General features: G+C 42.6%; 27 protein-coding genes and 1 pseudogene. 9 read left to right on the top strand and 19 right to left on the bottom strand.

Translation table 11 applies throughout. The features are described 5' to 3' along the window. Positions 1-52 precede the first annotated feature (52 nt). Positions 53-1,054, bottom strand: a complete 1,002-nt coding sequence (ribF, locus tag FTV37_RS03770) for a riboflavin biosynthesis protein RibF (RefSeq protein ID WP_168379800.1) — start codon at positions 1,052-1,054, stop codon at positions 53-55. A gap of 208 nt (positions 1,055-1,262) precedes the next feature. Here ribF and FTV37_RS03765 point away from each other — a divergent pair. From FTV37_RS03765 to FTV37_RS03755, 3 genes and pseudogenes are all read left to right on the top strand, one after another. Next, positions 1,263-2,402, top strand: a pseudogene (locus FTV37_RS03765) (TDT family transporter). A gap of 259 nt (positions 2,403-2,661) precedes the next feature. After that, the gene (locus FTV37_RS03760; protein WP_180063064.1) at positions 2,662-3,738 is read left to right on the top strand and encodes an aromatic ring-hydroxylating dioxygenase subunit alpha; all 1,077 of its coding nucleotides are present in this window, start codon (positions 2,662-2,664) and stop codon (positions 3,736-3,738) included. Positions 3,739-3,855: 117 nt separating this feature from the next. Further along, entirely contained in the window at positions 3,856-4,422 is a 567-nt protein-coding gene (locus FTV37_RS03755; protein WP_111886021.1) for a 5'-nucleosidase, read from the top strand. A 69-nt stretch (positions 4,423-4,491) separates the two neighbouring features. Here the strand turns inward: FTV37_RS03755 and FTV37_RS03750 are convergent, their stop codons facing one another. The 15 genes from FTV37_RS03750 to ubiG all read right to left on the bottom strand — a co-directional run bounded on the left by FTV37_RS03750 (position 4,492) and on the right by ubiG (position 17,842). Further along, a complete protein-coding gene (locus tag FTV37_RS03750; protein ID WP_078190649.1) occupies positions 4,492-5,112 on the bottom strand; it encodes a TetR/AcrR family transcriptional regulator in 621 nt (206 codons plus the stop codon). A 347-nt stretch (positions 5,113-5,459) separates the two neighbouring features. Then, complete coding sequence (locus FTV37_RS03745) at positions 5,460-6,266, bottom strand: ABC transporter ATP-binding protein (protein ID WP_180063063.1); 807 nt, start codon at positions 6,264-6,266, stop codon at positions 5,460-5,462. Between the two features lie 10 nt (positions 6,267-6,276). After that, positions 6,277-7,092 carry an aliphatic sulfonate ABC transporter permease SsuC gene (gene ssuC, locus FTV37_RS03740; RefSeq protein WP_180063062.1) on the bottom strand — a complete coding sequence of 272 codons (816 nt, stop codon included), beginning with the start codon at positions 7,090-7,092 and terminating at the stop codon, positions 6,277-6,279. Then, complete coding sequence (gene ssuD / locus FTV37_RS03735) at positions 7,092-8,267, bottom strand: FMNH2-dependent alkanesulfonate monooxygenase (protein ID WP_180009570.1); 1,176 nt, start codon at positions 8,265-8,267, stop codon at positions 7,092-7,094. Before ssuD ends, ssuC begins: the two co-directional genes overlap by 1 nt. Before the next feature lie 33 nt (positions 8,268-8,300). Continuing rightward, entirely contained in the window at positions 8,301-9,290 is a 990-nt protein-coding gene (locus FTV37_RS03730) for an aliphatic sulfonate ABC transporter substrate-binding protein (protein ID WP_180063061.1), read from the bottom strand. A 26-nt stretch (positions 9,291-9,316) separates the two neighbouring features. Beyond that, a complete protein-coding gene (locus FTV37_RS03725; protein WP_180063060.1) occupies positions 9,317-10,279 on the bottom strand; it encodes a sulfonate ABC transporter substrate-binding protein in 963 nt (320 codons plus the stop codon). Positions 10,280-10,617: 338 nt separating this feature from the next. Then, positions 10,618-11,970: an amino-acid N-acetyltransferase gene (gene argA, locus FTV37_RS03720; protein ID WP_180004326.1), complete on the bottom strand. Its 1,353-nt coding sequence runs from the start codon at positions 11,968-11,970 to the stop codon at positions 10,618-10,620. Positions 11,971-12,056: 86 nt separating this feature from the next. Next, positions 12,057-13,118, bottom strand: coding sequence for an RNA-guided endonuclease TnpB family protein (locus FTV37_RS03715; protein WP_180063059.1), 1,062 nt, complete (start codon positions 13,116-13,118; stop codon positions 12,057-12,059). A gap of 178 nt (positions 13,119-13,296) precedes the next feature. Continuing rightward, positions 13,297-13,707, bottom strand: coding sequence for an RcnB family protein (locus tag FTV37_RS03710; protein WP_168379728.1), 411 nt, complete (start codon positions 13,705-13,707; stop codon positions 13,297-13,299). A 241-nt stretch (positions 13,708-13,948) separates the two neighbouring features. After that, positions 13,949-14,359 (bottom strand): RcnB family protein, encoded by a 411-nt coding sequence (locus FTV37_RS03705; protein WP_078193274.1) that lies wholly within the window; start codon positions 14,357-14,359, stop codon positions 13,949-13,951. 311 nt (positions 14,360-14,670) lie between these two features. Further along, a complete protein-coding gene (locus FTV37_RS03700) occupies positions 14,671-14,826 on the bottom strand; it encodes a hypothetical protein (protein ID WP_180063058.1) in 156 nt (51 codons plus the stop codon). A gap of 232 nt (positions 14,827-15,058) precedes the next feature. Continuing rightward, a complete protein-coding gene (locus FTV37_RS03695; RefSeq protein WP_180063057.1) occupies positions 15,059-15,478 on the bottom strand; it encodes a hypothetical protein in 420 nt (139 codons plus the stop codon). A 169-nt stretch (positions 15,479-15,647) separates the two neighbouring features. Beyond that, a complete protein-coding gene (locus FTV37_RS03690) occupies positions 15,648-16,397 on the bottom strand; it encodes a YciK family oxidoreductase (RefSeq protein WP_078190639.1) in 750 nt (249 codons plus the stop codon). Positions 16,398-16,433: 36 nt separating this feature from the next. Further along, a complete protein-coding gene (locus FTV37_RS03685) occupies positions 16,434-17,132 on the bottom strand; it encodes an HAD family hydrolase (protein ID WP_180063056.1) in 699 nt (232 codons plus the stop codon). Then, positions 17,132-17,842, bottom strand: a complete 711-nt coding sequence (gene ubiG, locus FTV37_RS03680) for a bifunctional 2-polyprenyl-6-hydroxyphenol methylase/3-demethylubiquinol 3-O-methyltransferase UbiG (RefSeq protein WP_078190637.1) — start codon at positions 17,840-17,842, stop codon at positions 17,132-17,134. Before ubiG ends, FTV37_RS03685 begins: the two co-directional genes overlap by 1 nt. A 182-nt stretch (positions 17,843-18,024) precedes the next feature. On the opposite strand from ubiG, the gene FTV37_RS03675 reads away from it, so the two are divergent. After that, entirely contained in the window at positions 18,025-18,642 is a 618-nt protein-coding gene (locus FTV37_RS03675) for a thiol:disulfide interchange protein DsbA/DsbL (protein WP_111885097.1), read from the top strand. A gap of 60 nt (positions 18,643-18,702) precedes the next feature. Here FTV37_RS03675 and FTV37_RS03670 read toward each other — a convergent pair whose 3' ends face one another. Beyond that, positions 18,703-19,380 carry a TetR family transcriptional regulator gene (locus FTV37_RS03670; RefSeq protein WP_180063055.1) on the bottom strand — a complete coding sequence of 226 codons (678 nt, stop codon included), beginning with the start codon at positions 19,378-19,380 and terminating at the stop codon, positions 18,703-18,705. A gap of 176 nt (positions 19,381-19,556) precedes the next feature. Between FTV37_RS03670 and rph the strand changes: the two genes are divergently transcribed. Both rph and FTV37_RS03660 read left to right on the top strand, forming a co-directional pair. Next, the gene (rph, locus tag FTV37_RS03665; protein ID WP_078190634.1) at positions 19,557-20,273 is read left to right on the top strand and encodes a ribonuclease PH; all 717 of its coding nucleotides are present in this window, start codon (positions 19,557-19,559) and stop codon (positions 20,271-20,273) included. 211 nt (positions 20,274-20,484) lie between these two features. Further along, the gene (locus tag FTV37_RS03660; RefSeq protein WP_180063054.1) at positions 20,485-20,733 is read left to right on the top strand and encodes a hypothetical protein; all 249 of its coding nucleotides are present in this window, start codon (positions 20,485-20,487) and stop codon (positions 20,731-20,733) included. Positions 20,734-20,737: 4 nt separating this feature from the next. On the opposite strand, the gene nadC is transcribed toward FTV37_RS03660, so the two are convergent. Then, positions 20,738-21,583, bottom strand: coding sequence for a carboxylating nicotinate-nucleotide diphosphorylase (nadC, locus tag FTV37_RS03655; RefSeq protein ID WP_180063053.1), 846 nt, complete (start codon positions 21,581-21,583; stop codon positions 20,738-20,740). Between the two features lie 199 nt (positions 21,584-21,782). Here nadC and ampD point away from each other — a divergent pair, with 199 nt between their 5' ends. Next, a complete protein-coding gene (gene ampD, locus FTV37_RS03650) occupies positions 21,783-22,355 on the top strand; it encodes a 1,6-anhydro-N-acetylmuramyl-L-alanine amidase AmpD (RefSeq protein WP_078190631.1) in 573 nt (190 codons plus the stop codon). An 86-nt stretch (positions 22,356-22,441) separates the two neighbouring features. Beyond that, positions 22,442-23,983, top strand: coding sequence for a murein biosynthesis integral membrane protein MurJ (gene murJ / locus FTV37_RS03645; RefSeq protein ID WP_180063052.1), 1,542 nt, complete (start codon positions 22,442-22,444; stop codon positions 23,981-23,983). 171 nt (positions 23,984-24,154) lie between these two features. On the opposite strand, the gene FTV37_RS03640 is transcribed toward murJ, so the two are convergent. Further along, positions 24,155-24,313 (bottom strand): DUF1328 domain-containing protein, encoded by a 159-nt coding sequence (locus FTV37_RS03640; RefSeq protein ID WP_005006601.1) that lies wholly within the window; start codon positions 24,311-24,313, stop codon positions 24,155-24,157. A 167-nt stretch (positions 24,314-24,480) separates the two neighbouring features. Here FTV37_RS03640 and FTV37_RS03635 point away from each other — a divergent pair, with 167 nt between their 5' ends. Beyond that, positions 24,481-24,933 carry a YcgN family cysteine cluster protein gene (locus tag FTV37_RS03635; protein WP_168379729.1) on the top strand — a complete coding sequence of 151 codons (453 nt, stop codon included), beginning with the start codon at positions 24,481-24,483 and terminating at the stop codon, positions 24,931-24,933. The last annotated feature ends 16 nt before the right edge of the window (positions 24,934-24,949 follow it).

Below are 24,949 nucleotides of genomic sequence, written 5' to 3'. Positions count from 1 at the left end.
TCCAAATTTATCAGCCCGTTGACTGACGCGTTTTACAATAAATAATCGGGGTTTAAAAGGGGAAATGAGGGTGCTGACCTCGAAACTCAAGGAGCTTTTCGACGTCGTCATCAATTCCGGCTTTCAGTGCTTCAAGCGAAGGGTAGTCCTTTTCGCCATGTAAAAAGTTCAAGAACGTCACCCGCATTAACAGGCCATACAGATTAGCAGAAACATCAGGAAAATGTACTTCTAATCGCCATTCAGGATGTTCCTGTTTAATTGCGGGACGCGTACCAACATGCCCTGCACCAAACAGGGCAGAGGGTGCATAACCTGCAACCCCTAATTTGTCAGCATTTTCGTTTTTTACTTTATCTGTTAAAGATTCGGTTTCACAAATGACATCGACTGCATAAATGCCATTTAAACAAGGTTTATGACGGTTTAAACGCACATTAATGGTAGGAAAATTAATCGTGCGACCGATTTGATCGCCATACTGTACACGACCTGTGATGCTATAAGGACGACCTAAAAGCTTTGCGGCATGGGCAAGGTCGCCTGCTTGTAATGTCTGACGAACCAGTGTTGAACTGACACGTTCGCCATCGACTTCGACATTTTGCAGGGCTGTGACTTGGAAGCCGTATTGGCGTAAAAATTCGCTATTGCCTTGACGGTTTTTACCAAAGTGATGATCTTCGCCCAAAACTAAACTTTGTGTATTGAGTTTATTTTTTAAAATATCGGCAAATTCTTCGGCGCTGAGATTACGAAAGGCATTGTCAAATTTCGCCACCACAATATAGTCGACGCCCAGTTCAGTTAAATATTCGACTTTTTCACGTAGTGAACTGATTCGAGGCGGTGCATCATAAGCTTTAAAGAATTCAAGCGGTTGTGGCTCAAAAATCATCACAGCTGTTTTTAAGTTTTGTTGCTGTGCTATGTCTTTGAGCTGGCTGACCATCGCTTGATGACCCAAATGTACACCATCAAAATTGCCAATGGTCACGGCAGTTTTGGGGAGTTCTAAGTGGGGCGCTAAAGCATTCAGACGGAGCAGCTTCATGGGCGAATCAATTGTTGAAAATGTTTGAGGGCTATATATTGCCATAATCTTCTGCGTTCGTCTTGTTGTTGTGTTTTTACTCAAGTTTTTTTATGCAGAGATGAATTCAATATCAATAAAATAAATTATAAAAATAAATATTAATCAATTTTTCTTATTTAATGGTGTGCTTAAACTATAGACATTCCATTTTGATGAGCATCATGCGATGAAAATGCCATTTTATCAACTCCAGCATAAACAAGACTTGATTCGTCATTTCACCCCAAACTGGTTTACGGTGGTGATGGGCACAGGTGTGGTGGCCCTCATTTTACCATCTATAGCGGTGGCGCCGCAGTGGATGTGGTCCTTCGGAGCAGCGCTGTGGCAGATCAGCATCGTGTTGTTCATATTGTTTAGTGGGATGTATCTCAGCCGATGGATATTGTACCCACAAGCAGATTTTCCAGCATCCAGTGATGAGTTTATTTCTTGGGGCGATCCCCATGGCACTGGCAACCCTGATCAATGGCGCATTGAAATTTGGCACCACGCTATACACAGAGTTTTTGGGCATGAGCATCATCACATAGGCTGAATATTTATGGTATGTCGATGTGTTGATGTCAATAGCGATTGCATGGTGTGTTCCATTTCTGATGTTTAGTCGTCAGCAACATGCGCTGCAAGGCATGACCGCAGTATGGTTATTGCCGATAGTGGCTTGCGAGGTGGCTGCCAGTTCAGGCGGTTTATTGTTGGCGCATTTACCTGCACAGGCTCATGCTGTCCATATTTTGCTGGGGAGTTATCTGCTTTGGGGAATCTCAGTATTTCCAGCATTTGCCATCTTAAGCATCTTGTTGCTGCGTCTAGCTTTACATCAATTGCCAAGCAAGGATATGGCGATCAGCAGTTGGTTGGCCTTAGGACCGATTGGGACAGGGGCTTTAGCGCTGTTACTTTTGGGAGAGCAAGCCCCGCGTATTTTGACAGTAGTAAATTTGGTTGATTTAGGACAGGTGTTGCTTCAAGGCGGCGTATTCGCAGCCCTTGTTCTACTTGGATTTGGTGTATGGTGGTTTGGAATCGCTATACTCATCACGCTAAAACATTTGCGAGATTTACCCTTTAATCTCGGGTGGTGGGCGATGACGTTTCCATTCGGCGTTTTTAGTTTGGCGGTCATCCATTTGGCGGAACAGACGCAATTACACGCTATTCAACAGTTCGGTACTTTTTTTGCAGTATTGCTCTGTACGCTTTGGTTATTGGTGATGCTGAAAACCATACAAGGGTTTTATCGCGGTAGCTTATTTTTTCTCCGTGTTTAAAAGCGTATTGTGATGCTCAGAGCGCATCTTAAATGATGTCGGGTGAATGTAAATCCGTTGAAGAAAACTATAGCGCGTTGGCTTTGACGGATTTCAGCAAACAAATATAGAGCTTGTGCAAGCGTGTGATGCAGTTACGTTATTTTGCTATCCAAGCAAAACATTCATGTATAAAATTTGCGCGTATTTTCAAGAGATCAATTGGCTTCGAGATATAAACTTGCTTGAAGTATAGGAACTAGAGCAAGGCATATGGATTAAAACAAAAAAGATAAAAATAAGGATTGAATTATGTGTAATCAAACCAGTTTTTGGGATGATGCCAAAGGATTATTAGAAGAGTGGTACGTCGCTTGTACCTCTAAAGAACTCAAAAAAGATCAACCTTTTTCAGCCACCCTGTATGGTAAAAAAATTGTTCTGTTCCGACAAAAACATGGAACAGCCGCTGCATTGCTCGATCAATGTGTGCATCGTGGTGTGCCTTTGTCTCAGGGTAAAATGACTGATGGCTGCGTGAGATGTCCATATCATGGTTGGTCGTATCAGGGTGATGGCCATGTGGCGCATATTCCCAGTGTCAATGGGCAGTTTTTTCCAGAAAAACCGCATCCCTTTAAACAGCGTAGTTTTGATGTGTGTGAGCAAGATGGGGTGGTATGGATTTATCTCGGTGAAAAGCCCAAACAGGAACGCCCGGAAATATTTAAATTACCGTTTTATGATCAAGCCGGCTGGGTCAGCTATTACATGGTCGGCAGTTATGATGGCGAGATGGGCGCTGTTGCACAAAATATTATGGATGTAACCCATACCATATTTGTCCATGAAGGCTGGTTTCGTTCAGAGTCGGGAAAAGCCGTGGATGCCACCATAGATGTCGGGCCGCGCAAAGTAGTCGTTGACTATCATGACCATGATGCAGATGTCGGCATGATGCCATGGCTGACCAATCCGCATGGTGCTGAACAGGTCCACCGCGACAGTTTTATCGCGCCGAATATTACCTTGGTGGAATACCATTGGGGAGAGCCATCGGGCATGGTGTTTAATAGTCTGATTAGCCCTGTGGGGCCGTATGAGTCACGGGTTTATACCTGTGTCAGTTATAAATTTCCGATTCCAAAATTGTTGTCTAAGGCATTGATGCCGGCTGTGAATGCCTATACTTGGGTGGTCAACAAACAAGACATTAAAATTTTGTCAGCGCGAAGAGCTGGCATCGAGCATATGCCGATGACCCATTCGCATAGTGTACGAGGGGATATGGCACATATTGCCTTAGAGAAGATTTTAGATGCCTTACGTCATGACCAACAATTGGTACCATCTTTTATTGGCAAGCGGCCGATGCAATTTCAAATTTGATAGCATTCAAATCTGCGTGAGGAATTTATTTTCTGAGCAATGTGATTTTTGAAGATGATTTTTTCTGCGCACGTGCAAATGTATGCTATATGAAGGCATCAATTTGAGGAGACCGCTATGCGTCAGCAAATCGCTTTAATTATGGCACTGCCGAGTGAATCTAAAGGCTTGTTTGAAGCCGCAGGCATTGAAGTACATTACAGTGGTATTGGTAAAGTCAATGCCGCATTTAAAGCCTTTGATGTGATTCAAAAAACCGGATGTCATACTTTGCTGAATTTGGGCACTGCGGGAAGTTCACATTTTGATGCACATGCTTTGGTTGAAGTAGCTCAATTTGTACAACGGGATATGGATGTATCGCCTTTGGGTTTTGATGTGGGGGTGACGCCGATGGATACCGATCATCCTGCTGAAATTCAGCCAGAGAGCATGTTTAGCCATTTGCCTAAAGGAATTTGTGGTACAGGCGACAGCTTTGAAACTGGGCTGCCGAAAGTACCGTGTAATCTTGTCGATATGGAAGGCTACGCAATCGCTAAAGTATGTAAAAAACTGGGTGTTCGCTTTGTATCGGTAAAATATATTACCGATGGTGCGAATGACACAGCGCATCTGGATTGGGAAGAAAATTTATTATTCGGCGCAAAGAAATTATTGAAATTATATCAAACAGTCAAATAAGGCATTTAGCTAATTTCGGTCGGCGACCATAGAATGCTATGGTCGTATGCCAATTCGACCCAATTCAATTTACTTTTCTGGGCGTGGAATTACACCGTAAAGCATCATATGAACGGTATGTTGAATAATCCGTTGTTGCATACTGCGATTACGTAAGGTTTTTCCAGTGACCATTTCCATTTGGGTTGCAAAGTCAGCATAGTTTTGCGTAATTGCCCAAATGTTCAGAATTAAAAGTTCTGGATCAATATCTTTTGAAATTTTACCTTGCTCTTGCCAGTTGCTAATGACTTTGGCTTTGCGTTTCACTAATTTTTTTAGTGGGCCTTTTAAAATTTCAAGAATGTGTGGTGCGCCCTGAATGACTTCAAGTGCGAACAAACGTGAGGCTTTCGGTTGCGTACGAGATACTTCAATTTTCTGCAATAGATAATTGGTGATCGCTTCTTCAGGCTCAAGGTCTGCTTCCAACATTTGTAGCGGAGCAAGCCACTTTTGTAGAACCGTTGTCAGAACTTCAACATAAAGCGCTTCTTTATTTTCATAGTAATAGAAAATATTCGATTTATGCATTTCTGCAATCTGTGCGATCTCATCCAAGCTGGCGCCATTGAAGCCATACAGGGAAAAGACATCCAGTGCTGCATTAAGTAACTGGTGGCGTTTCTGGGTACTCTTTTTTTGTTCCATTAGCTCTTTTAAGAAAATGAAAAGGGAATATTGAATTGTACGGCAAATCAACAGATTTGTGCACAATCATCGTTTCTAATTTTATGAATTTTGGCAGTTTATTCTATTCAACGGTCAAATAAATACGACGAATGCCATAATATTTCAAATAATCATTTTAGGGTGAAATTTAAATAAATCATTATTTTTAGTCATGGATTTATATGATTTGTCGTAATTTTTGTGATGTATTTGTCAACAGGCGATAAATCTCCCCTCAATGCTAAACGTGGTTATGTTGCGATATTGCTTTAGAACAGGACAGGAAGTCACACAGTTTAAGTGATGATTTCCTGCACAAGTATAGCTTAAGTGGCCAAGACTGCTTGTAAGACTTGTTGTTCAAGTTCAGTAAATTCAATGCCTTTTTTTCGTGGGCGGGCCAAATCGACACTAAACTCTTTGGCGATATGGCCTTTATCGAGCAAGATTATACGGTCTGCTAACTGTACGGCTTCACTTACATCATGCGTGACCAAAATCGCGGTAAAACCTTGTTCAGTCCAAAGTTTTTCAATCAAATTCTGCATATCTAAACGTGTTAAGGCATCGAGCGCACCCAGTGGTTCATCTAGCAGCAAAATGCGTGGCTTATGTGATAAGGCCCGTGCCAGTGCAGTACGTTGACGTTGCCCCCCTGATAGCTGTGTTGGCCAAAGCCCCGCTTTGTCTTTTAAACCAACTTTCTCGAGGAGTGCTGTGGCATTGGCATGTTGGTCTTTGCTTAAACCGAGTTGCACATTTTTCTCAATACTACGCCAAAGCAGGAGGCGAGGGTCTTGGAACATCACACGAATATCATCACTTGTGATGCCTTCACGAATATGACGTGCAGACTTAAATTTAATTTCGCCATAACTCGGTTTTTCTAAGTCGGCGATGAGGCGAAGCAGGGTACTTTTACCACAGCCACTACGACCGACAATTGCCAAGAATTCACCGGGTTGAATATGCAGGTCTAGGTCTTCAAGGACTTTAACATCGCCATAAAATTTGTGTAGTTGTTCAATCAGGATCTCTGCGCCCAACACCGCATGGGGGGTGATATCCTCGACTGAAGAACGCTGAGGTTGGGTTGAGTCGTCTGCATGACGGCTTATGCTTAAATCGGTCATCACATGCTCCTTATTTTTGGTAACCCGAGTGCCAACGGAGTAAATATTTTTCTAAGGCAACAGCCAGTACATCGGCCAATTTACCGAGTAGGGCATACAATAAAATCCCGACCAAGACGATGTCGGTTTGTAGAAATTCGCGCGCATTCATGGTCATATAACCGATGCCGGCTTGTGCTGAAATGGTTTCTGCCACAATCAACAAAACCCAAACGAGACCGAGTGAAAAACGCAGACCAACCAAAATAGACGGCATCGCCCCTGGCAGAATAATTTCTTTATACAGTTGCCAGCCACTCAAACCGTAGCTTTTGCCCATTTCAATCAGTTGAGGGTCTACAGAACGAATACCATGATAGGTATTGATATAAATGGGAAAGAATACGCCAATAGCGACTAAAAAAAGTTTGGCCGATTCATTGATCCCAAACCATAAAATCACCAAGGGAATCAGGGCAAGAGCAGGAATATTACGGATCATTTGCAGCGTGGTATCGAGTAGCGTCGATGCTGTTTTGGATGAACCATTCAGCAGCCCTAAAAAAAGACCTAATCCACCGCCGACTAAAAGCCCAACCAAAGCACGACCGGCACTGATTTGAACATGCTTCCACAGTTCACCACTGATCAGTAAGTTCCAAAAGGCCACCACCACCGCACTTGGCGCAGGCAAAATACGACTTTCTAACAGCCCTGTAACAGAGGCAATTTGCCAAACAATAATTAATGCAATAGGAAACAACCAAGGCAGCAAACGCTGCCCGAGTTGTGTTCCACGTGAAACCTTCGGTGCTTTGAAGGTTTCAACAGAAACAGTTTTGGACATTAGGCCGGCTCCTGAATCTTTTCAGCTTTTTTATTTTCATCTGGTGTGTAATTGTTCGCGACAATCTCACCAAATGGGCCGGTTAAGTTAGGTTGAACCAATTTCTGACGTGTTTCCAATGGCAGTAATGGAAACACTAATTCTGCAAAACGGATCGACTCTTCAAGGTGTGGGTAACCAGAGAAAATAAAGGTGCTAATCCCGAGATCGGCATATTCTTGGATACGTGCGGCGACGGTTTCAGGATCACCAACGAGTGCCGTACCTGCACCACCACGAACCAGACCAACACCGGCCCATAAGTTTGGCGATACTTCTAATTTGCTACGGTCGCCATTGTGCAGTTCAGCCATACGGCGTTGACCAACAGAGTCCATGGTTTTGAACTTGGCTTGCGCGGCTGCAATGGTGGCATCGTCGACATATTGGATCAGCTCTTCTGCTGCTTTCCATGCCTCTTCATTGGTTTCGCGCACAATGACATGTAAACGAATGCCATAATTCAGTTCACGTCCTTTGGCTTTGGCTTTTTCACGCACCACTGCAATTTTTTCTTTTACCGCAGCAGGTGGCTCACCCCAAGTCAAATAGGTGTCAACTTGATCTGTTGCCAGTTCAACAGCAGCCTCTGAAGAACCGCCAAACCATAATGGTGGGTACGGTTTTTGTAGCGGCGGATAGAGTAATTTGGCGTCGTCCACACTCAGACGTTCACCATGGAAGGTATAGCTTTCACCGGTATGTGAGCGGGTTAAAATTTCACGCCAAATGGTGGTGTATTCCGCGGCAGTTTGGTAACGCGTTGCGTGATCTTCATAGACACCATCACCCTTGAGTTCCTGCTCATCACCGCCTGTAACTAAGTTCAGTAAGATACGGCCGCCAGATAAACGGTCAAAAGTTGCAGCCATACGTGCAGTTAGTGCAGGCGTTGTCACCCCCGGACGTAGCGCCACTAGAAATTTTAAATTTTTAGTGGCATCAATCAAGCTTGCAGCTGTAAGCCATGGATCTTCACATGAACGACCTGTTGGAATCAGAACGCCTTCATAGCCAAGATTATCCACCGCTACTGCAATTTGCTTCATGTAGGCATGATCGACTTGGCGTGCACCTTTACTTGTTCCTAAGTAGCGACTGTCACCGTGGGTAGGGATAAACCAGAAAATTTTCATGTTCAGTTCCTTGTATTTTTGATGGCTCGGGTATCAATGTGATGAAGGTGTCCAAACTTGCTTTTGGACTTGAATGTTGTTTGGAATCAGTTGGACTTGTTTAAATAAGTCCGCAATATTTTGCTGTGCTTGTATGACCTCGGGTGTCAGCGAGCGCACAGGAGATGGTTTAGATCGGCGTGAAAAGGCTTGCGCAGCAATATTCTTTTGCAGCCCTGTGCTGGTTTGATAAATCTCTAAAGCCACATTTTGGTTCTTCACAATCCACTGATCGGAAGCGTCTAAGGCCTTTAAAAATTTAGCTGGGGCATCAGGGTGCGCTTGAACGACTTTTGGATTTGCCACATAAAATGAATAGGTCTTTGGAAAATCACCAGATTGAATCAGCACTTTAGCCTGAGCATCCAACTCCGCTGCAGATAAAAACGGATCCCAAATGGCCCATGCATCAATTGATTTTTTATCAAATGCGGCACGTGCATCTGCTGGTGGAATCCAAATCGGTTGAATGTCATTCCAAGTCAAACCGGCTTTTTCTAAAGTTTTGGCTAATAACTCATGCGCACTCGAGCCTTTTTGTACAGCAACGCGTTTGCCACGTAATTCTTGAATGGTTTTGATTGAGCTGTCCGCTGGAATCACGACAGCAAGCGACTGTTCAGGCACCACTTCATAGCCAATATAATTCAGGTCTTTATTGGCAGCTTGGGCAAAAATAGGCGGGGTGTTGCCGACATAGCCATAATCCACCGCACCGACGGCAAGGGCTTCTAACATTTGTGGGCCAGCAGGGAATTCCTTCCATTCAATCTGAGCGCCGGGAAATTGTTGTTCAAAGAGCTTTTGTTCACGGGCAACCAGTAAATTTAGGGCTGATTTTTGAAAACCAATAACCAAGGTTTTTACGGCTGTTTCAGTTGGTTTTTCACGATCCTGCTGTGCTGTTTCTTGTTTTTGGCACGCACTGAGTCCAAGGCCCAAAGTGGCTAAAGTCAGTATGGAAAATGTTCTTAGAATACGCATGGCATCGCCCTTATGCTGTGGTCGGCTTATTTGATAATGGCCGACTCAATATTTAATTTATTTGGAATTAATTTTTCGTTATAAAACGCATCAGCGACTTGCTGCTGCTCTTGCGCCACTTGTGCAGTAATCGGCGTCACTTGATTGCCTAAGCGGGAAATTGATGTTTTAAGCACATCTAGACCTAAGCCGGTTTTGCCTTCGAGTAACTTGGCCGCTTCATCTTGATTTTTAGAAACCCATTGTGTGGTCAAATTCAACTCATTCACCACAGCTTGCAGGACTTTAGGATTTTCCTGAGCAAATTTGCGATCGGCCAAATAGAACTGGTAGTTCTTCACCAAGTTTTCGCCATTGGCAATGGTGCGAGCATTAAGTTGATGCTCAGCGGCAGAAAGGAACGGATCCCAAATTACCCACGCATCGACTGCACCTTTTTCAAAGGCAGCTCGTGCATCAGCAGGCGGTAAATACACGACATTGATGTCGCTAAACTTAATTTGATTGGCTTCCAACAGCTTGAGTAAGAGGTAATGCACGTTTGAGCCTTTGTTTAAGGCCACGCGTTTACCTTTTAAGTCCTGAATACTGTGAATAGCCGAATCTTTTTGCACAATTAACGCTTCAGCTTTTGGAACAGCAGGTTGGTTGGCAATGTAAACCAAATCGGTTTGAGCGGCTTGAGCAAAGATAGGTGGTGCTTCACCGACTTCACCAAATGAAACACTGCCCACATTGAGGCCTTCAAGCAGCTGTGGACCCGCAGGAAATTCCACCCATTTGATATTTACACCTTGGCTTTTTAAGGCTGTTTCTAAGGTTCCGCGTTCTTTTAAAATTGGCAATAAGCCATATTTTTGGAAACCAATATTTAAGGTGACATTTTCATCAGCCTCTTTTTTGCCACAGCCCGACATCATCATGGCACCCACAACCGCTGTAGACAGTACAAGTGTTTTTGTCCAAAGTTTTGCTTTGTGCGTACGCATGTGTTGCTCCTATAAAGGTCTAAATTTGCAGAACTGTTGATTTATGAACACATAAGCTAAAGAGTTTTCTTTTTCGAAAAAAATAAGAAAACTTAAATTTAAAATCAGGAAAAAAGATAAATAAAAATCAGCAAAACTTATGAAAAATTATGATTTTAGAAAAATATATAATGTGTCGAAGTATTGTTTTAAGTTGTTGAAATTATTTTATTTATTATGGTTATTTAAATGGTAGATATGGTTATTCTGTGGCTTGCAAAGTAATTTAAGGGTATTGCCAAGGGATTCGGCATAACCTTATGCAAAATAATGCTATTCAGCGCATAAAAAAAGCCACTTTAAAGTGACTTTTTACAAACCAATGAGTTTCGTTGGTAGTTATATAAGGCCTGACGGGCATTCGGTAAGTCATCGACACTGACTTGTTCAAAACCTTGTTCAAGGAACCAATGCGCTGTCCGTGTGGTCAAAATAAACAATTGTTCAATACCTAAATCTCGCGCTTTTTCTTCTAAATAATGCAAAATTTGGCTACCGCGATTTGATTTTCGATACCCCGGATGCACAGCTACGCACGCGATTTCAGCAGAGCGTTTTTCATTCCCTGTGACAGGAATCGGGTATAACGCAGCGCAGGCCAAAATCGTACCGTCACGTTCAATCACTGCAAATTGTCCAATTTCATTTTCTAGACGTTCGCGTGAGCGATAAACCAAGATGCCTTCTTGTTCGAGAGGGCGTAAGAGATTGATTAAGCCGCCAACATCTTGAATATCGGCAGTACGCACTTCTTCATAATGCGCATCAGTGATCATGGTGCCAGAGCCGTCACGCGTGAACAATTCTTCGATCAATGCGCCATCATAGGCATAGGAAATGAGATGAACACGGTGTACGCCTTGAAGGGAAGCATCTTTGGCAACGCTTAAATGCAGGGCTATGTCGGGGTTAGAATCTTGATATTGCAAAATATGCTGATCAAGTTGATGAGGCGTAATTTCGCGTTGTAGCTGCCCATGTTCATTGTGCAAACCATGTTGTTTGCCCAAGAAAATTAACTTATCCGCTTTTAAACTGATGGCGGTTTTGGTCGCAACTTCTTCAGCCAATAAATTAAACACTTCACCTGTCGTGGAATAACCTGTTGGCCCAAGCACCACAATATTTTGGCTCTCTAAATGACGTTGAATCGCATCAATATCGACGGAACGAACTTCACCAGACAGTTGAAAATCGATACCGTCACGAATGCCATACGGTTTTGCCGTGACCAAATTACCTGAGACCACATCAATGCGCGCGCCGTACATTGGTGAGTTGGCTAAACCCATAGACAGGAGCGCTTCAATTTGCAGACGAATGGAGCCGACGGCATTCATCACCGCAGGTAAGGATTCGCGCGTGGTGATGCGACGGTGATGATGAAATGGTGTCTTGATGCCGCTGCTTTGTAAATTATGATTGATTTGCGGACGGGCACCATGTACTAAAATTAGACGAATACCAAGCGAGTGTAATAAGGCAATATCGTGAATAATGTGTTGAAAATTTTCATGTTGCAGCGCTTCACCATCAAACATGATGACAAAGGTTTTGTTGCGATGCGCATTAATATAGGGTGCAGAATGACGGAACCAATGCACATACTGTAAGGTTGTGCTGGAAGATGGTTCAGTGATATTCGTTTGCATGCCTATGCCTGTTTATTCGCTTTGGTATGGATGATTCTAAACAAAAACATATGACAGCGGAAAGCAAATTTGACATCCTCACCCCCTTAAACGAGGGTGATTCCTACAGCTAGACGCTTATGCCCAAGCGCAAGAATGTTTAGAGCTGAGTTTATATCTCGATCATGAGCTGTACCACAGCTCATGCACTCCCATTCTCTTATTCCAAGATCTGTCTTACCTTTTGGACTACTTGAGGTGATCTCACCGCAGCACGAACAGATTTGGGTGGTATAGGCTTCTTGGACTTCTTCAAACAATACGCCTGCGTTCTCGCATTTATACTTGAGCATTGTTTTTAGTGCCGAAAATCCTGTATCCAAAACAGATTTTGCCATTTTGGTTTTTACTAATTTTTTAGCACTCAAGTCACCTGCAATAATCAATGCATTTTCATTCACAAGCTTGGTGCTTGCTTTATGCAAATGATCTTTTCGGCTATTTGCAATCTTGGCGTGTAATGCACGAACACGCTTCTTATTCCTGGCTCTCTGAGCAATACCTAATTTCTGCTCATATTTTCGATAGAATTTTGGATTTGAAATTACAGTGCCATCAGAACAGGTGGCAATATCTTTTAAGCCTAGATCAATACCAATCGCTTTGGTTGCTGTCGATTTATCTTGCTTAGGCGATTCAACAACAAGACATACATACCAACGCCCACGGCTATCCTCTACAAATGAACCTGTTTTTAACGTGTATTTGCTTAAACCGTAGCTATCCCAAAGCTTAAATTGGTGTTTTCCATACTGGACATATCCATTGGCATATTTGATAGCCAACTTTTTAAAGGGAACCCATCCCAAAGAGCGCCTTGCTGATTTTTTATTGCTGACACGCCATTTCAGCTTTGCCTTTTTAAATTGCTTTCTTAGGGTGACTAATTCTTCAGTTACAGCCTGAATGGTTTGACTATGTAAATTACATTCTTTGGATGTGCCTTTCGTATATTTGGCAATATCAAAAGCAGAGAGAAATTCACCTTTCCGCTTCAAATGTCTAAACCCTAAATCATTGACATAATTCCAGACGAAGTTCACTTCTGATGCTAGTTGGTCTAACACCTTGCAATGTTTGTCTTTTATACGTAATTTAAGGGTTTTCATGTACTTATATTAACAATCAAAACTCAAGAAAAATAGTCCTTAGTTAAATCAAACGACACTTCATGTCGTGTCGCTTATATCTCTGACCTGAAGGACAGAGTTTTACGCTCCATTTAATAAAAAAACACCTGAACAGTGTTCAGGTGTTGGGAAAGGGACTTAAGAGATCGTCGAATGATTAGCCATTCTTAATGCGAATGATGCGATCGGTACGATCATTGACTAGCACGTAGTCACCATTGATTTTGTACCATTGTTGATAACGACCGGTGTTCGGTAAGCGGCGCGCTTCACGATCACTCACTTTGTAGCGGCTTGAATCGAAATAACGAGGAAAGCTTTGACCAACACGCCAATCGCGGCTTGGATTTACACGACGAAAGTCATTACGGTCGTAGCGATTATTGTCATAACGGTTGTTGTTATTCCAATTGCTCGGACGGTGATCTTTGTCCCAACGGTTGTCTTGATGTTGGTATGACGGATGGTAACGGCGGTCATCTTGACGATGGTCTGGCGCAGCAATGGCTGCTGTTGTTGCCATCAAAGCCGATACGGAAAGAACTAAACTCGATACGATTTTGTTCATGGGACACCTCTATACATTTCTAATCTGTTTTTCGATGATTCAAAATTAGCGAGAAAGTTCAGAGAAAGCGTGGGGGCAATATAGTTGAATTGTGAAATGTATGGAGGAAATTTGAAGGTGTGTAAATGATCTGAACGCTAGGCAGCATCAGCTTTTGCGGTTAAACATTAAAAAAAACTCATAAAAAAGCCCAGAGTTGATCTGGACTTTAAAAATATGGCGAAATTAAATTCAAAACGGCTTACATACCTAAAATTTTCAGAATACTGTTACTATCTGAGTTGACCAATATGTAGTCATTATTGATTTTATACCATTGCTGATTACGCGATGGTTTAGGTAAGTTATGGTCTTTATAATCGACTTTATAACCATTACCACGATAATGCTGTGGCATCACATAGCCCGTTTGCCATTTATGTTGTTGCAAACGTTTGACTCCACGTTGTTCACGCATACGGCGTCGATCTTCAAGATCGTCATCGTCCTGATAACCACGGAAATCACGATCTTTTTTCATTTGACCATATGCATTGCCGCGTGGGCCATCAAAGCCACGTTCATCGTTCTTGAAGTGAGGCGCTGCAGACGTGATGCTGCTTGCTATTAAAGCACTGAAAGAAATAGCCAAAATTGGCAAAATCTTTTTCATGTTCAACCCTCATGAGTAATTTATCTTCAATATCACTACTGTACGCATTAAATGCAGAGAAACTGTGAAGAAAGATGAATATTTCTTTAAATAAAACGAAGAGATTGCGGATATTATGCGATAAATTTCGCGCTGAGAACAATCTTTCCATCTTGGAAGAGATGGTCCGATAATGCGCGCTTTTTATCCTTGCAATTCAGCTTTGATTAAATTTGAGGTCTATTGTAAGCACGATCAAAACAGCCCATCAAGTCTTGACAGGCAAATGAGGGGAGAGATGAAAGACTGAAAATGTTGAGTAACTTCGGGTTTTAGTACCACTGCTCGTTTAGGCATTGGAGTGAATAAATTGCTTGAGCCACAGATTCAGCTTGCTCGGCATCGTCCATTGCAGAGATCAAATTTTCAGTCAGTTGTAAGTTTTCAATTGAACGAATGGTTTCAATTTTGCGTTTTTGATCAGCCATTTGGGTCTCCTTGCCGTCGGTCTATGTCATGGCAAGCAGTCTATGCTTTTATATTTAATTTGAAAAACCGAATATTATTATAAAAATAATTTAAAAATACGATCAATAGCAAATTGGGTAATGAAGCTGTCTATTGATCAAAGCTTATTGAATTTCAAATGCTAATCTAAGAGTTTAAAAAAAGGGCATCAAATGGCCCTTTTTAAACATGAATTTTTCACTTGGAACACACTTAGTATGCGTATTTCAGGTCAGTATAATCCGTTAATGATTTTTGAATATGAGCTTGAATAAATTCATTAATATCTTCAGGTGTCATTGCTGCACCTTGTTTGGTAATCACATGCTCAAACGGTGCTTGATCTTGCGCAATGATGCGATAAACAAAGTTAGTGATCACTTGAAAGCCTGCTTCTTGCTTTTGAATGCAAGTGATATAGAAATAGGCATGCTCAAAGTTTAAGTCAGTATGCGAAAAAATAAATTGTTCAAATAATTTTGCATTTTGACCGACATCTAATCCTTTTAAATCGTCCACGATACTCGGGTCGAATTTCATCCCATATTTTGCTGAAATCGGTTGACCATCGACCAGTAGGTTAACCATGCCATCCTCAGTTGGAGTCACTGTAATATTGCTAAAGTCAGACATGTATCAATCCAATGTTTTTAAAGAATGCCCCAAGTATCGGCAAATTTGCTAAAAACTCAAGTCGACTTTCGCGTGGTCACTGCAAAATCAGTCGGTTAATGATGCGTTGTAAAGATTCAAGACATAAAAAAAGGAAGCGCGATCTTCCTTTTTAAATTGGGTTTTCACCCTATTCATCTTGGGCATCTATGCTGGCACCGGTTAAATGCAAGCTGTCGTCACCCATTAAATATAAATATGCAGGCATGATGCTTTCAGGCGTAGGCAAAGTTTTTGGATCTTCGTCTGGATACGCCTTTGCACGCATGGCAGTACGTGTCGCACCGGGATTAATGCAGTTAAAACGAATATTGGGGTGTTCATTTTCTTTGGCGAACAATGTACTCACGGCTTCAATGGCAATTTTTGAGACCGAGTACGCGCCCCAACGTTCACGGGCTTCACGTCCCACACCCGAACTGGCAAAGACCACTGAGGCATGCTCAGATTTTTGCAGTAATGGCATTAGCTCTTGAGTCAGTACAAAAGGCGCACGAAGGTTCACCGCCATAACATCATCCCAAACATCCACAGGATAATGTTCTAGTTCAGTTCGCTCACCCAAGATCCCTGCATTATGCAAAATGCCGTCTAGGCGACCAAATTGCTTTTCTAAGGTGTCGACCAATAGCTCATAGTCACGAGGAGAGGCACTAGACAGTTGTAGCGGTAAAATCGCCGGTTGGGGGGCACCCAATCCTTCAATTTCATCGTAAATCACTTCTAGTTTATTCAGTGTGCGTCCATGTAAAACCACGGTTGCGCCATGTAAGGCATAGCTGAGGGCAGCCGCACGGCCAATACCATCGCCCGCACCTGTAATCAGGATAATGCGATCTTTGAGCAGATCGGGGCGAGGTTGATATTCTGAATATTTCATCCGTACCTCCTCGTTTTATTGTGTTGTGTTCTATCGTTATAAAGTCGCTGTGTTTAGCGTTTTCGGTTTGATGACCAAATCATGAATGACTTCATGCAATTCAGCAACAGTCTTCACTATACAATCTGCATGCCAAGCTGTTAAGTCATCTTTGTGTTGTAAAGGTAAATAGCCATAAGCCGCAAGAATTGTGTACATCTGTGCATTACGACCGGCATCGATATCACGTGGATGATCACCGACATAGATACAGTCTTGAGCATCTAGATGAATGTGCTTGGCTGCTAAATACATCGGCTCTGGGTCTGGCTTGGTTTTACTGACATCGTCTGGGCAAACCAATACCGAGCAGCGCTCATTCAAATTCAACGCTTTGAGCAACGCTTCACTGAGTGAACGCGGCTTATTGGTGACAATACCCCACGGAATTTGATACTGTTCAAGTTCATCGAGTAGCGGATACATGCCTTCAAATAGGTCTGTATCGACGGCTATATCAGCACCATACAGATCTAGAAAGCGTTGACGATGTGTCAGAAAGACAGGATCTTCAACGTCTAACTCTGGATAGACCAGTTTGACCATGGCACGCGCGCCTTCAGATACTTGTACACGAATGTCTTCTGCACTGACCACCGCAATGCCTTTGTCACGGCACATGTCTTGAATAATACGAATAAAATCAGCCGCGGTATCAATCAGTGTACCGTCAAGATCAAAGAGTACAGCTTTCATTAGGCTTCTTTCACCGTATGAACCATATAGTTCACATCCACATTGGGTGCGAGCCAATAGCGTTTGGTGATCGGGTTATAATGTAAACCAGTCATATCTTTGAGTTTTAACTCGGCTTGACGAATATCATGAGCTAATTCTGAAGGTTTAATAAACTTGGAATAATCATGAGTGCCTTTCGCCAACATACGTAAAACATATTCCGCTCCAATAATCGCAAACAAATACGCTTTAGGATTACGGTTAATGGTCGAGAAGAACACATGACCACCCGGTTTTACCAGCTTTTGACAGGCTAAAATGATCGAAGCTGGATCGGGTACGTGTTCGAGCATTTCCATACAGGTGACGACGTCATATTGACCTGCTTGCTCTTCTGCCAATTGCTCTACAGGTACTTGGCGATATTCAATATTTTGTACATTTTCTTGTTCGGCATGTAAGCGTGCAACATTTAATGGCGCTTCACCCATGTCGATACCCAATACTTGCGCACCGCGACGTGCCATGCTTTCAGCTAAAATACCGCCGCCACAGCCCACATCTAATACTTTCTTGCCAGTGATGCCATTTGAATGCTCATCAATCCAGTTCAAACGCAGAGGATTAATCATGTGCAAAGGGCGGAACTCAGAATGCTGATCCCACCATATGGCTGCGAAAGCTTCAAATTTGGCAATTTCTTGTGGATCAACATTCAATTGCGACATCGGTTGCACCTCAATCAAGTCTTTATATTTTAGAAAAAAGTTTATGGGAGTTAGTGTAGCGCGTCCTGAAAAAAAAGCGATAAAAGCCTTAAAAAAGTTCACAGAATGAAAACGAAATCGACAGATTTGATTTATAGTGTTGCCATAAACTAATCATAATGATTTTGAGGACGATAAGTTCAATGAAAAAATTCCTTTTAGGCACGATTACAACAGCTATTTTGGCTTTTTCTGGCAGTGCGATGGCAGCGCAATTTGTCGCGGGGACTGATTACACAGTTATTCCAAAACCGATTAAAGTCGAACGTCCGGGTAAAATCGAAGTCCGTGAGTTCTTTTGGTATGGCTGCCCACATTGTTTTACATTAGAACCGCATATGCAAACGTGGTTAAAGCAATTGCCTAAAGATGTACGTTTTGTCCGTACACCTGCAGCAATGAATCCACTTTGGGAACAAGGCGCGCGTGCTTACTATGCATCGGAAGCACTGGGTGTTCGTCAAAAAGCACATTTACAATTGTTCCATGACATTCATGTGGGTCAAAAAAATATCTTAGAACAAGGCGCATTTGCTAAGTTCTACACCCGTTATGGTGTTCCTGAAGCGAAATTTAACAGCACATTTAAATCATTTGCTGTGTCTTCAAAAATTGCTCAAGCGAAAAGCTTAGCGGCTCAATATCAATTGAGCGGCGTGCCTGCGATTACCGTCAATGGTAAATACATCGTACAAGGTGAAGATGCACGTACCGTTGAAATCGTGAAATTCCTTGTTGATAAAGAACGCAAAGCGAAATAACAGATGTCATAAAAAAGCCGCACTCGATGCGGCTTTTTTTATGACGGTACATTTTGCGTTTTAGGTCGATAAATTTTGCGGATCAGCGATTTGAGCCAAAGATCGATCCCAATGTAAGATGCCACGAAATAAGAGCTGAACTTGAGTCTGAGCTTGGCGGCGAAATTGTTGTAGCGCATCCGTACGTTGTGGAAGGTCAATATGTCGATGTAAGTCAATCCACTGCATGGCCCAACTTAAGGCCAATTCAAACAAAATTTGTCCCAATACTTTGAGGTCTTGTTCGGATTGAATATGTTGAGTCGCTTCAACTTGAGCCAGTGCATGGGCCAAATCGGTACTGAGAAAATTAAACTCACGAGTAATGGCTTGTCTTAAGAATGCTGAACCACCCCAACGTTCAGCAATAAGAAACATCCATGCCTCAGGAAATTGCTCAACGGCATGAAATAAATAATCCAGACTTTGTCGTGTGCGTGCATCTGGTGCTTGAAAGCATTGCTGACTCAGTTGATTGAGGACATTGCGAAGGTGCAGGGCCATTTGGTCGACTAGTTCCAAACCGAGTTCGTCCATGTCTTGAAAATGGCGATAAAATGCAGCGGGAACCAAGCCGACATGACGGGAAATTTCGCGTAAGCTCAGGCTACTGAAAGAACGGCCCGTAGTACTCAATGCAAGCGCTGCATCAAGGATAGCTTTACGACTTTGTTGCTTACGTTCTTCCCGTATCGACATGCAATTCGTCCTGAATATTGCGTGGCTTCAGTCTAACAAATTTCCTGATGTCGTACGATGGGCTTATCAAAACTTGGATGAATGGATTTTGTAAATGCACACGAATGCGTCCCGAATCTGGCTGTACCTTCTGTTATAATGTACCGCAATCAATTTTGTCAGATTAAGGACTCATTATGCGTATCGACCAACGAGCATTAGATCAATTACGTGAAGTAAAAATTACCCGTAACTACACACGTTATGCGGAAGGTTCTGTATTGGTTGAATTTGGTCATACAAAAGTTCTTTGTACTGCAAGTGTCGACAACTCCGTGCCGCGTTTCCTTAAAGGCAAAGGTCAGGGTTGGGTGACTGCTGAATATGGCATGTTACCTCGTTCAACACATACACGTACTGACCGTGAAGCGGCACGTGGTAAACAAAGCGGTCGTACTCAAGAAATTCAACGTCTGATTGGTCGTAGCTTACGTGCGATGGTCGATTTGAAAAAATTGGGTGAAAATACCATTAGTATCGACTGTGATGTGATTCAGGCAGATGGCGGTACACGTACAGCATCAATTACAGGTGCAGCAGTTGCCTTGGTCGATGCGATGAATGTCTTGCTTGAAAATAAAAAAATTAAACAAGATCCATTAAAAGGTCTCGTTGCTGCGATTTCTGTAGGGATGTATCAAGACGAGGCATTACTTGATCTTTGCTATGAAGAAGATTCAAGCTGCCAAACAGACATGAACGTAGTGATGACGCAAGCCGGTGAGTTCATTGAACTTCAAGGCACAGCAGAAGACAAACCATTTACACGTACACAGTGTAATGAAATGCTTGAATTGGCTGAAAAAGGCATTCAAGAATTGATCAAAAAACAACAAGAAGCTTTAGGCTGGTAAGTTGTTTGATTCAGTTCAAACTGAATAAAGAACGCATCTTCGGATGCGTTTTTTATGCGCTGAATATAGAAAATCCAACATGAATCGGCTATTCAGTAACGTGTCTTTGACTCAAATTAATAGAATCAGGATGCTTTGAAGGACTAAAAATGAAAAATTGGATGATGCATTTTTCTTTATTCAGCGTATTTTTGATCAGTGGTTGTGATTTTTGGGAAATCAGGTTCAAGAGCGTGAAGGTGGTCGTTTTTCTGAACAAAGTGAAAACTCAAAAGATCATGACGATGATCAAGATGAGCGCGAGCAGCATGAAGACGATGCGGAGCATGAAAAGGACTCTGAACATGAAGATGAAACTGAACGAGCTAAACAACAGCAAGATGATGATTACGTCATGCTAGAGGTTAAGCATCAAAAAGGGTGCAATAGCACCCTTTATTTATGTTTAGAGCAAGTCTAGAGCGTTAGGCATTAAAGCGCATAGATAAATCAATCGCTGTGACATCTTTGGTGAGCACACCCATCGAAATATAATCGACCCCTGTCGTTGCCACTTCACGTAAGTTTGCAATAGTGATATTGCCTGAGGCTTCAAGTTTACAGCGACCATTGACGTGTTTAACGGCATCAATCATTTGTTGCTGACTAAAGTTATCCAACATCACAATATCCGCACCTGCTTCTAACGCTTGGTTGAGTTCATCCCAAGTTTCGACTTCAACTTCCACAGGTTTACCCGGTGCAATCTGGTGTGCTTTGGCAATCGCTTGTTGGATGCCACCTGCTGCCATGATGTGATTTTCTTTAATTAGAAATGCATCAAATAAACCTAAGCGATGGTTTTGACCACCTCCGACAGCAACCGCATATTTTTGTGCAATACGTAGGCCTGGCAAGGTTTTACGGGTATCGAGTAGACGAGTATGCAAACCTTCAAGCTGCTGGACATAGGCAGCAGTTTTGGTCGCAACTGCAGATAAGGTTTGTACAAAATTTAAGGCAGGACGCTCAACCGTAAGTAAGCTACGTGCAGAACCTGCGAGTTTTAAAAAGGCTTCGCCTGCGGCCACACGGTCACCGTCATGTTTCAACCAAGTGACTTGGACAGCGGCATCATAAGCCTGAATGAGTGCATTGACCCAAGGCTGACCCGCCAAGATCATCTCTTCACGGCTGATAATCGTTGCAGTGGCTTGTTCATCTTCTGGAGTTAATAGGGCAGTAATATCGCCTTCGCCAATATCTTCTTGTAGTGCGTGTTGAATATTGATTTGGATTGATTGTTCAAGCAAAGATTGCGATATGCTCATAAGAAGTTCCGTATCTTTTTTAACCCAGGAAAATGTGCGCGTTATATTAGCATTGTTCCTGAAAAATGAGCGATTTTTAACTACTTTCACAGACTTGAATTGAGATTTCAATGTGAAAGTTTTAGCATTAAAACTTTCAAGTAGGGCTCGGCGTTTTGATCTGCAGCATAGCAGGCCGGCTTAGACACAGGATTCTTTTATGTCACAAGCAACAACATTTCAGGTGCAGGATGGGCAATTGCTAGGTGCGCGTCAAATTCCATCACCGAATTTTAACCAGCGTCCTGAAGATACCGAAATTCAGCTTGTCGTCATTCATAATATTAGTTTGCCACCTTCTCAGTTTGGCGGTGGTTATATCGAACAATTTTTCCAAAATCAGTTGGATTGGTCGAAACATCCTTATTTTCAGACCATTGAAGGGATGCAAGTATCGACACATTTATTGATCCTGCGCACAGGTGAAGTTCTACAGTTTGTCAATTTTAATGATCGAGCTTGGCATGCAGGTCGTTCAACCTATTTAGCACAAAAAGAATGTAATGATTATTCGATTGGCATTGAACTCGAAGGAAGTGATGATTTACCTTTTGAGGCTGCACAATATGCCGTGCTGACCGAGGTCGTGGCGTGTTTACAACAGGCTTATCCTAAAATTCAACAACATATTGCAGGGCATTCAGATATTGCACCGGGACGTAAAACCGATCCAGGTCCATTTTTTGAGTGGAACGCTTTTCGTCAGCAGCTGCATCATTTTAAAAACAAATAAACAATACACACTGCGTTTAATAAACCAATGAAATTCCTTGATGAGTTTCATTACAATAGGCGCACTTTCAAAAGTGAGAAATACCGATGGCGCTTTGGCGTTCGACAGTCATTGTCAGTGCAATGACTATGTTGTCCCGTGTATTGGGACTGGTACGGGATATTGTCCTGTTAAATGTATTTGGTGCAGGTAAAGACTTCGATACCTTCGTGGTTGCCTTTCGTATTCCTAACTTTTTTAGGCGTTTATTCGCAGAAGGGGCATTTTCACAAGCCTTCATTCCTGTATTGACTGAATATAAAACCAGTCGAACCCATGCCGAAGTCCAGATTCTGATTAGCCGTGTTTTTGGCTGTTTAGGTCTGGTGATGACCAGCTTGACGTTCATCGCGATGGTGGCCGCACCCGCGATTATCTATATCTATGCACCGGGTTTCCATGGTGATGCAGACAAATTTGCATTAGCCACCGATATGTTCCGCCTAACGATTCCTTACTTACTGTTTATGTCTTTAACGGCATTTGCCAGTAGTATTTTGAATAGTTATGGCTCATTCAGTACACCTGCGTTCGCTCCAGTGTTACTCAATGTCGCGATGATTGCCGGTGCGCTATGGTTAACCCCTTATATGGCTGAGCCAATTATGGCTTTGGGTTGGTCTGTTGTCGCTGCAGGCTTCTTGCAATTGGCGATTCAGATTCCTGAGCTATGGCGTAAAAAATTACTGATTCCACCAAAAGTTGACTTCAAACATGAAGGTGTTGATCGCATCATGAAGTTGATGCTGCCAGCACTGTTTGGTGTCTCAGTGACGCAGATCAACCTACTGTTGAACACCATTTGGGCGTCTTTCATGCAAGATGGTTCGGTGTCATGGTTATACAGTGCCGAACGGATGACCGAATTGCCATTGGGCTTAATTGGTGTCGCGATAGGTACCGTAATTTTACCTTCGTTGTCTGCGCGTCATGCTGAACAAGATCAAGAAAAATTCCGTCGTATGATTGATTGGGCAGCTAAGGTCATTATCTTGGTGGGTGTGCCTGCAAGTATTGCGCTTTTCATGCTCTCTACACCTATTATTCAGGCCTTATTTGAACGTGGTCAATTTAGCTTTGAAGATACACAGATGACCGCATTGGCATTGCAATGTATGAGTGCCGGTGTGATTTCATTCATGCTCATTAAAGTGTTTGCACCAGGGTTTTATGCGCAACAAGATACCAAAACTCCTGTACGTGTAGGTTTAATGGCGGTCGCAGCCAATGCCATTCTTAACGTGGTGTTTATTGGATTCTTTAAACTGATTGATTGGCATGCTGAGCATATGGCCTTGGCATTGGCATCCTCTGGTTCCGCATTAGTGAATGCAGGGATGCTGTATTTTTATTTACATAAGCGCAATATTTTTCGCTTTGGCGCACATTGGAAAAAGTTGGTGATTCAGTTTGCGATAGCCAATGCTGTGATGATTGCTGCACTGTGGTATGGCTTAACATGGTACAACGGTGATGTATCTGCGTGGATGCGTGTCGCGGAAATGATCATCTTATGTGTGATTGGTGTTGCTGCTTATGGTATCGCCTTAATTGCAACAGGCTTTAGACCACGTCACTTAAAACCTTAAAGCTAAAACCTACAGCGTAATGCGTTTGACGTTGATGTAAAAAAATAAGAGCCTATAGGCTCTTATTTTTTTGATTGAGACTCAAGATGATAAAAACATACGTTTCTGATTCATGAGTCTGAGGGGAGTAATTTGTAGTTTAAAACGACATTGAATCAGTCACTCAGTCGCCTAAACTTTTCCTCGAGAGAGGAAACCAACAATTGCGAGAATGACTGCAATAACCAAAAGAATAACAGCAAAGTCTTTGGATAAGCCTGCCACACCACCAAAACCTAGCAGACTCGCAATCAAAGCAATTACAGCGAAAATAATAGCCCAGCGGAACATAGTTTTATCTCCATGTGATTTTTTATTCTGTCTCATCAGTATAGGAGTCACAGAAAGCATGCTATGTATTCTTTTGTTTATTTAATGTTCAATATTCGGTAACTTAAATGAGGAATTTATGTGCGGGTTCAGTTAATATGCCTGCCACCTTCGTTGCGAGCGAGAAGATGACCGATACTCTACGCCCACATTTTTGGAAAAAGCATGCTTTGACTGAACTCACCCATTTGGAGTGGGAGTCCCTCTGTGATGGTTGCGGGCTTTGTTGTTTAATCAAGCTTGAAGATGAAGATACGCAAGAGGTGGCTTACACCAAAGTGGCATGCAAACTTTTAGATTGTGAAACCGCCAGTTGTTCCGATTATCCAAATCGCAAATCACACGTTGCAGACTGCATACAGCTGACACCTGAACAAATTCACCAATTTCATTGGCTACCGCCGAGCTGTGCTTATCGTAGAATTTCTGAAGGGAAAGATTTACCGCGTTGGCATCATCTCGTGACGGGAAGTCGTGACAGTATTTTGAAGGCACGAAAGTCTGCCGCAGGGCGTTGCATCAGTGAAGAAGACGTCAACCCTGATGATATTGAAGATTATATTGTGCGTTGGGTACGCTAAAGGACATAGATACGCT

Source organism: Acinetobacter sp. YH16042, from assembly GCF_013417245.1.
GTDB classification, from domain to species: domain Bacteria; phylum Pseudomonadota; class Gammaproteobacteria; order Pseudomonadales; family Moraxellaceae; genus Acinetobacter; species Acinetobacter amyesii.
The sequence above is the reverse complement of the archived record's forward strand: the minus strand, read 5'-3'. Positions and strand labels throughout refer to the sequence as shown.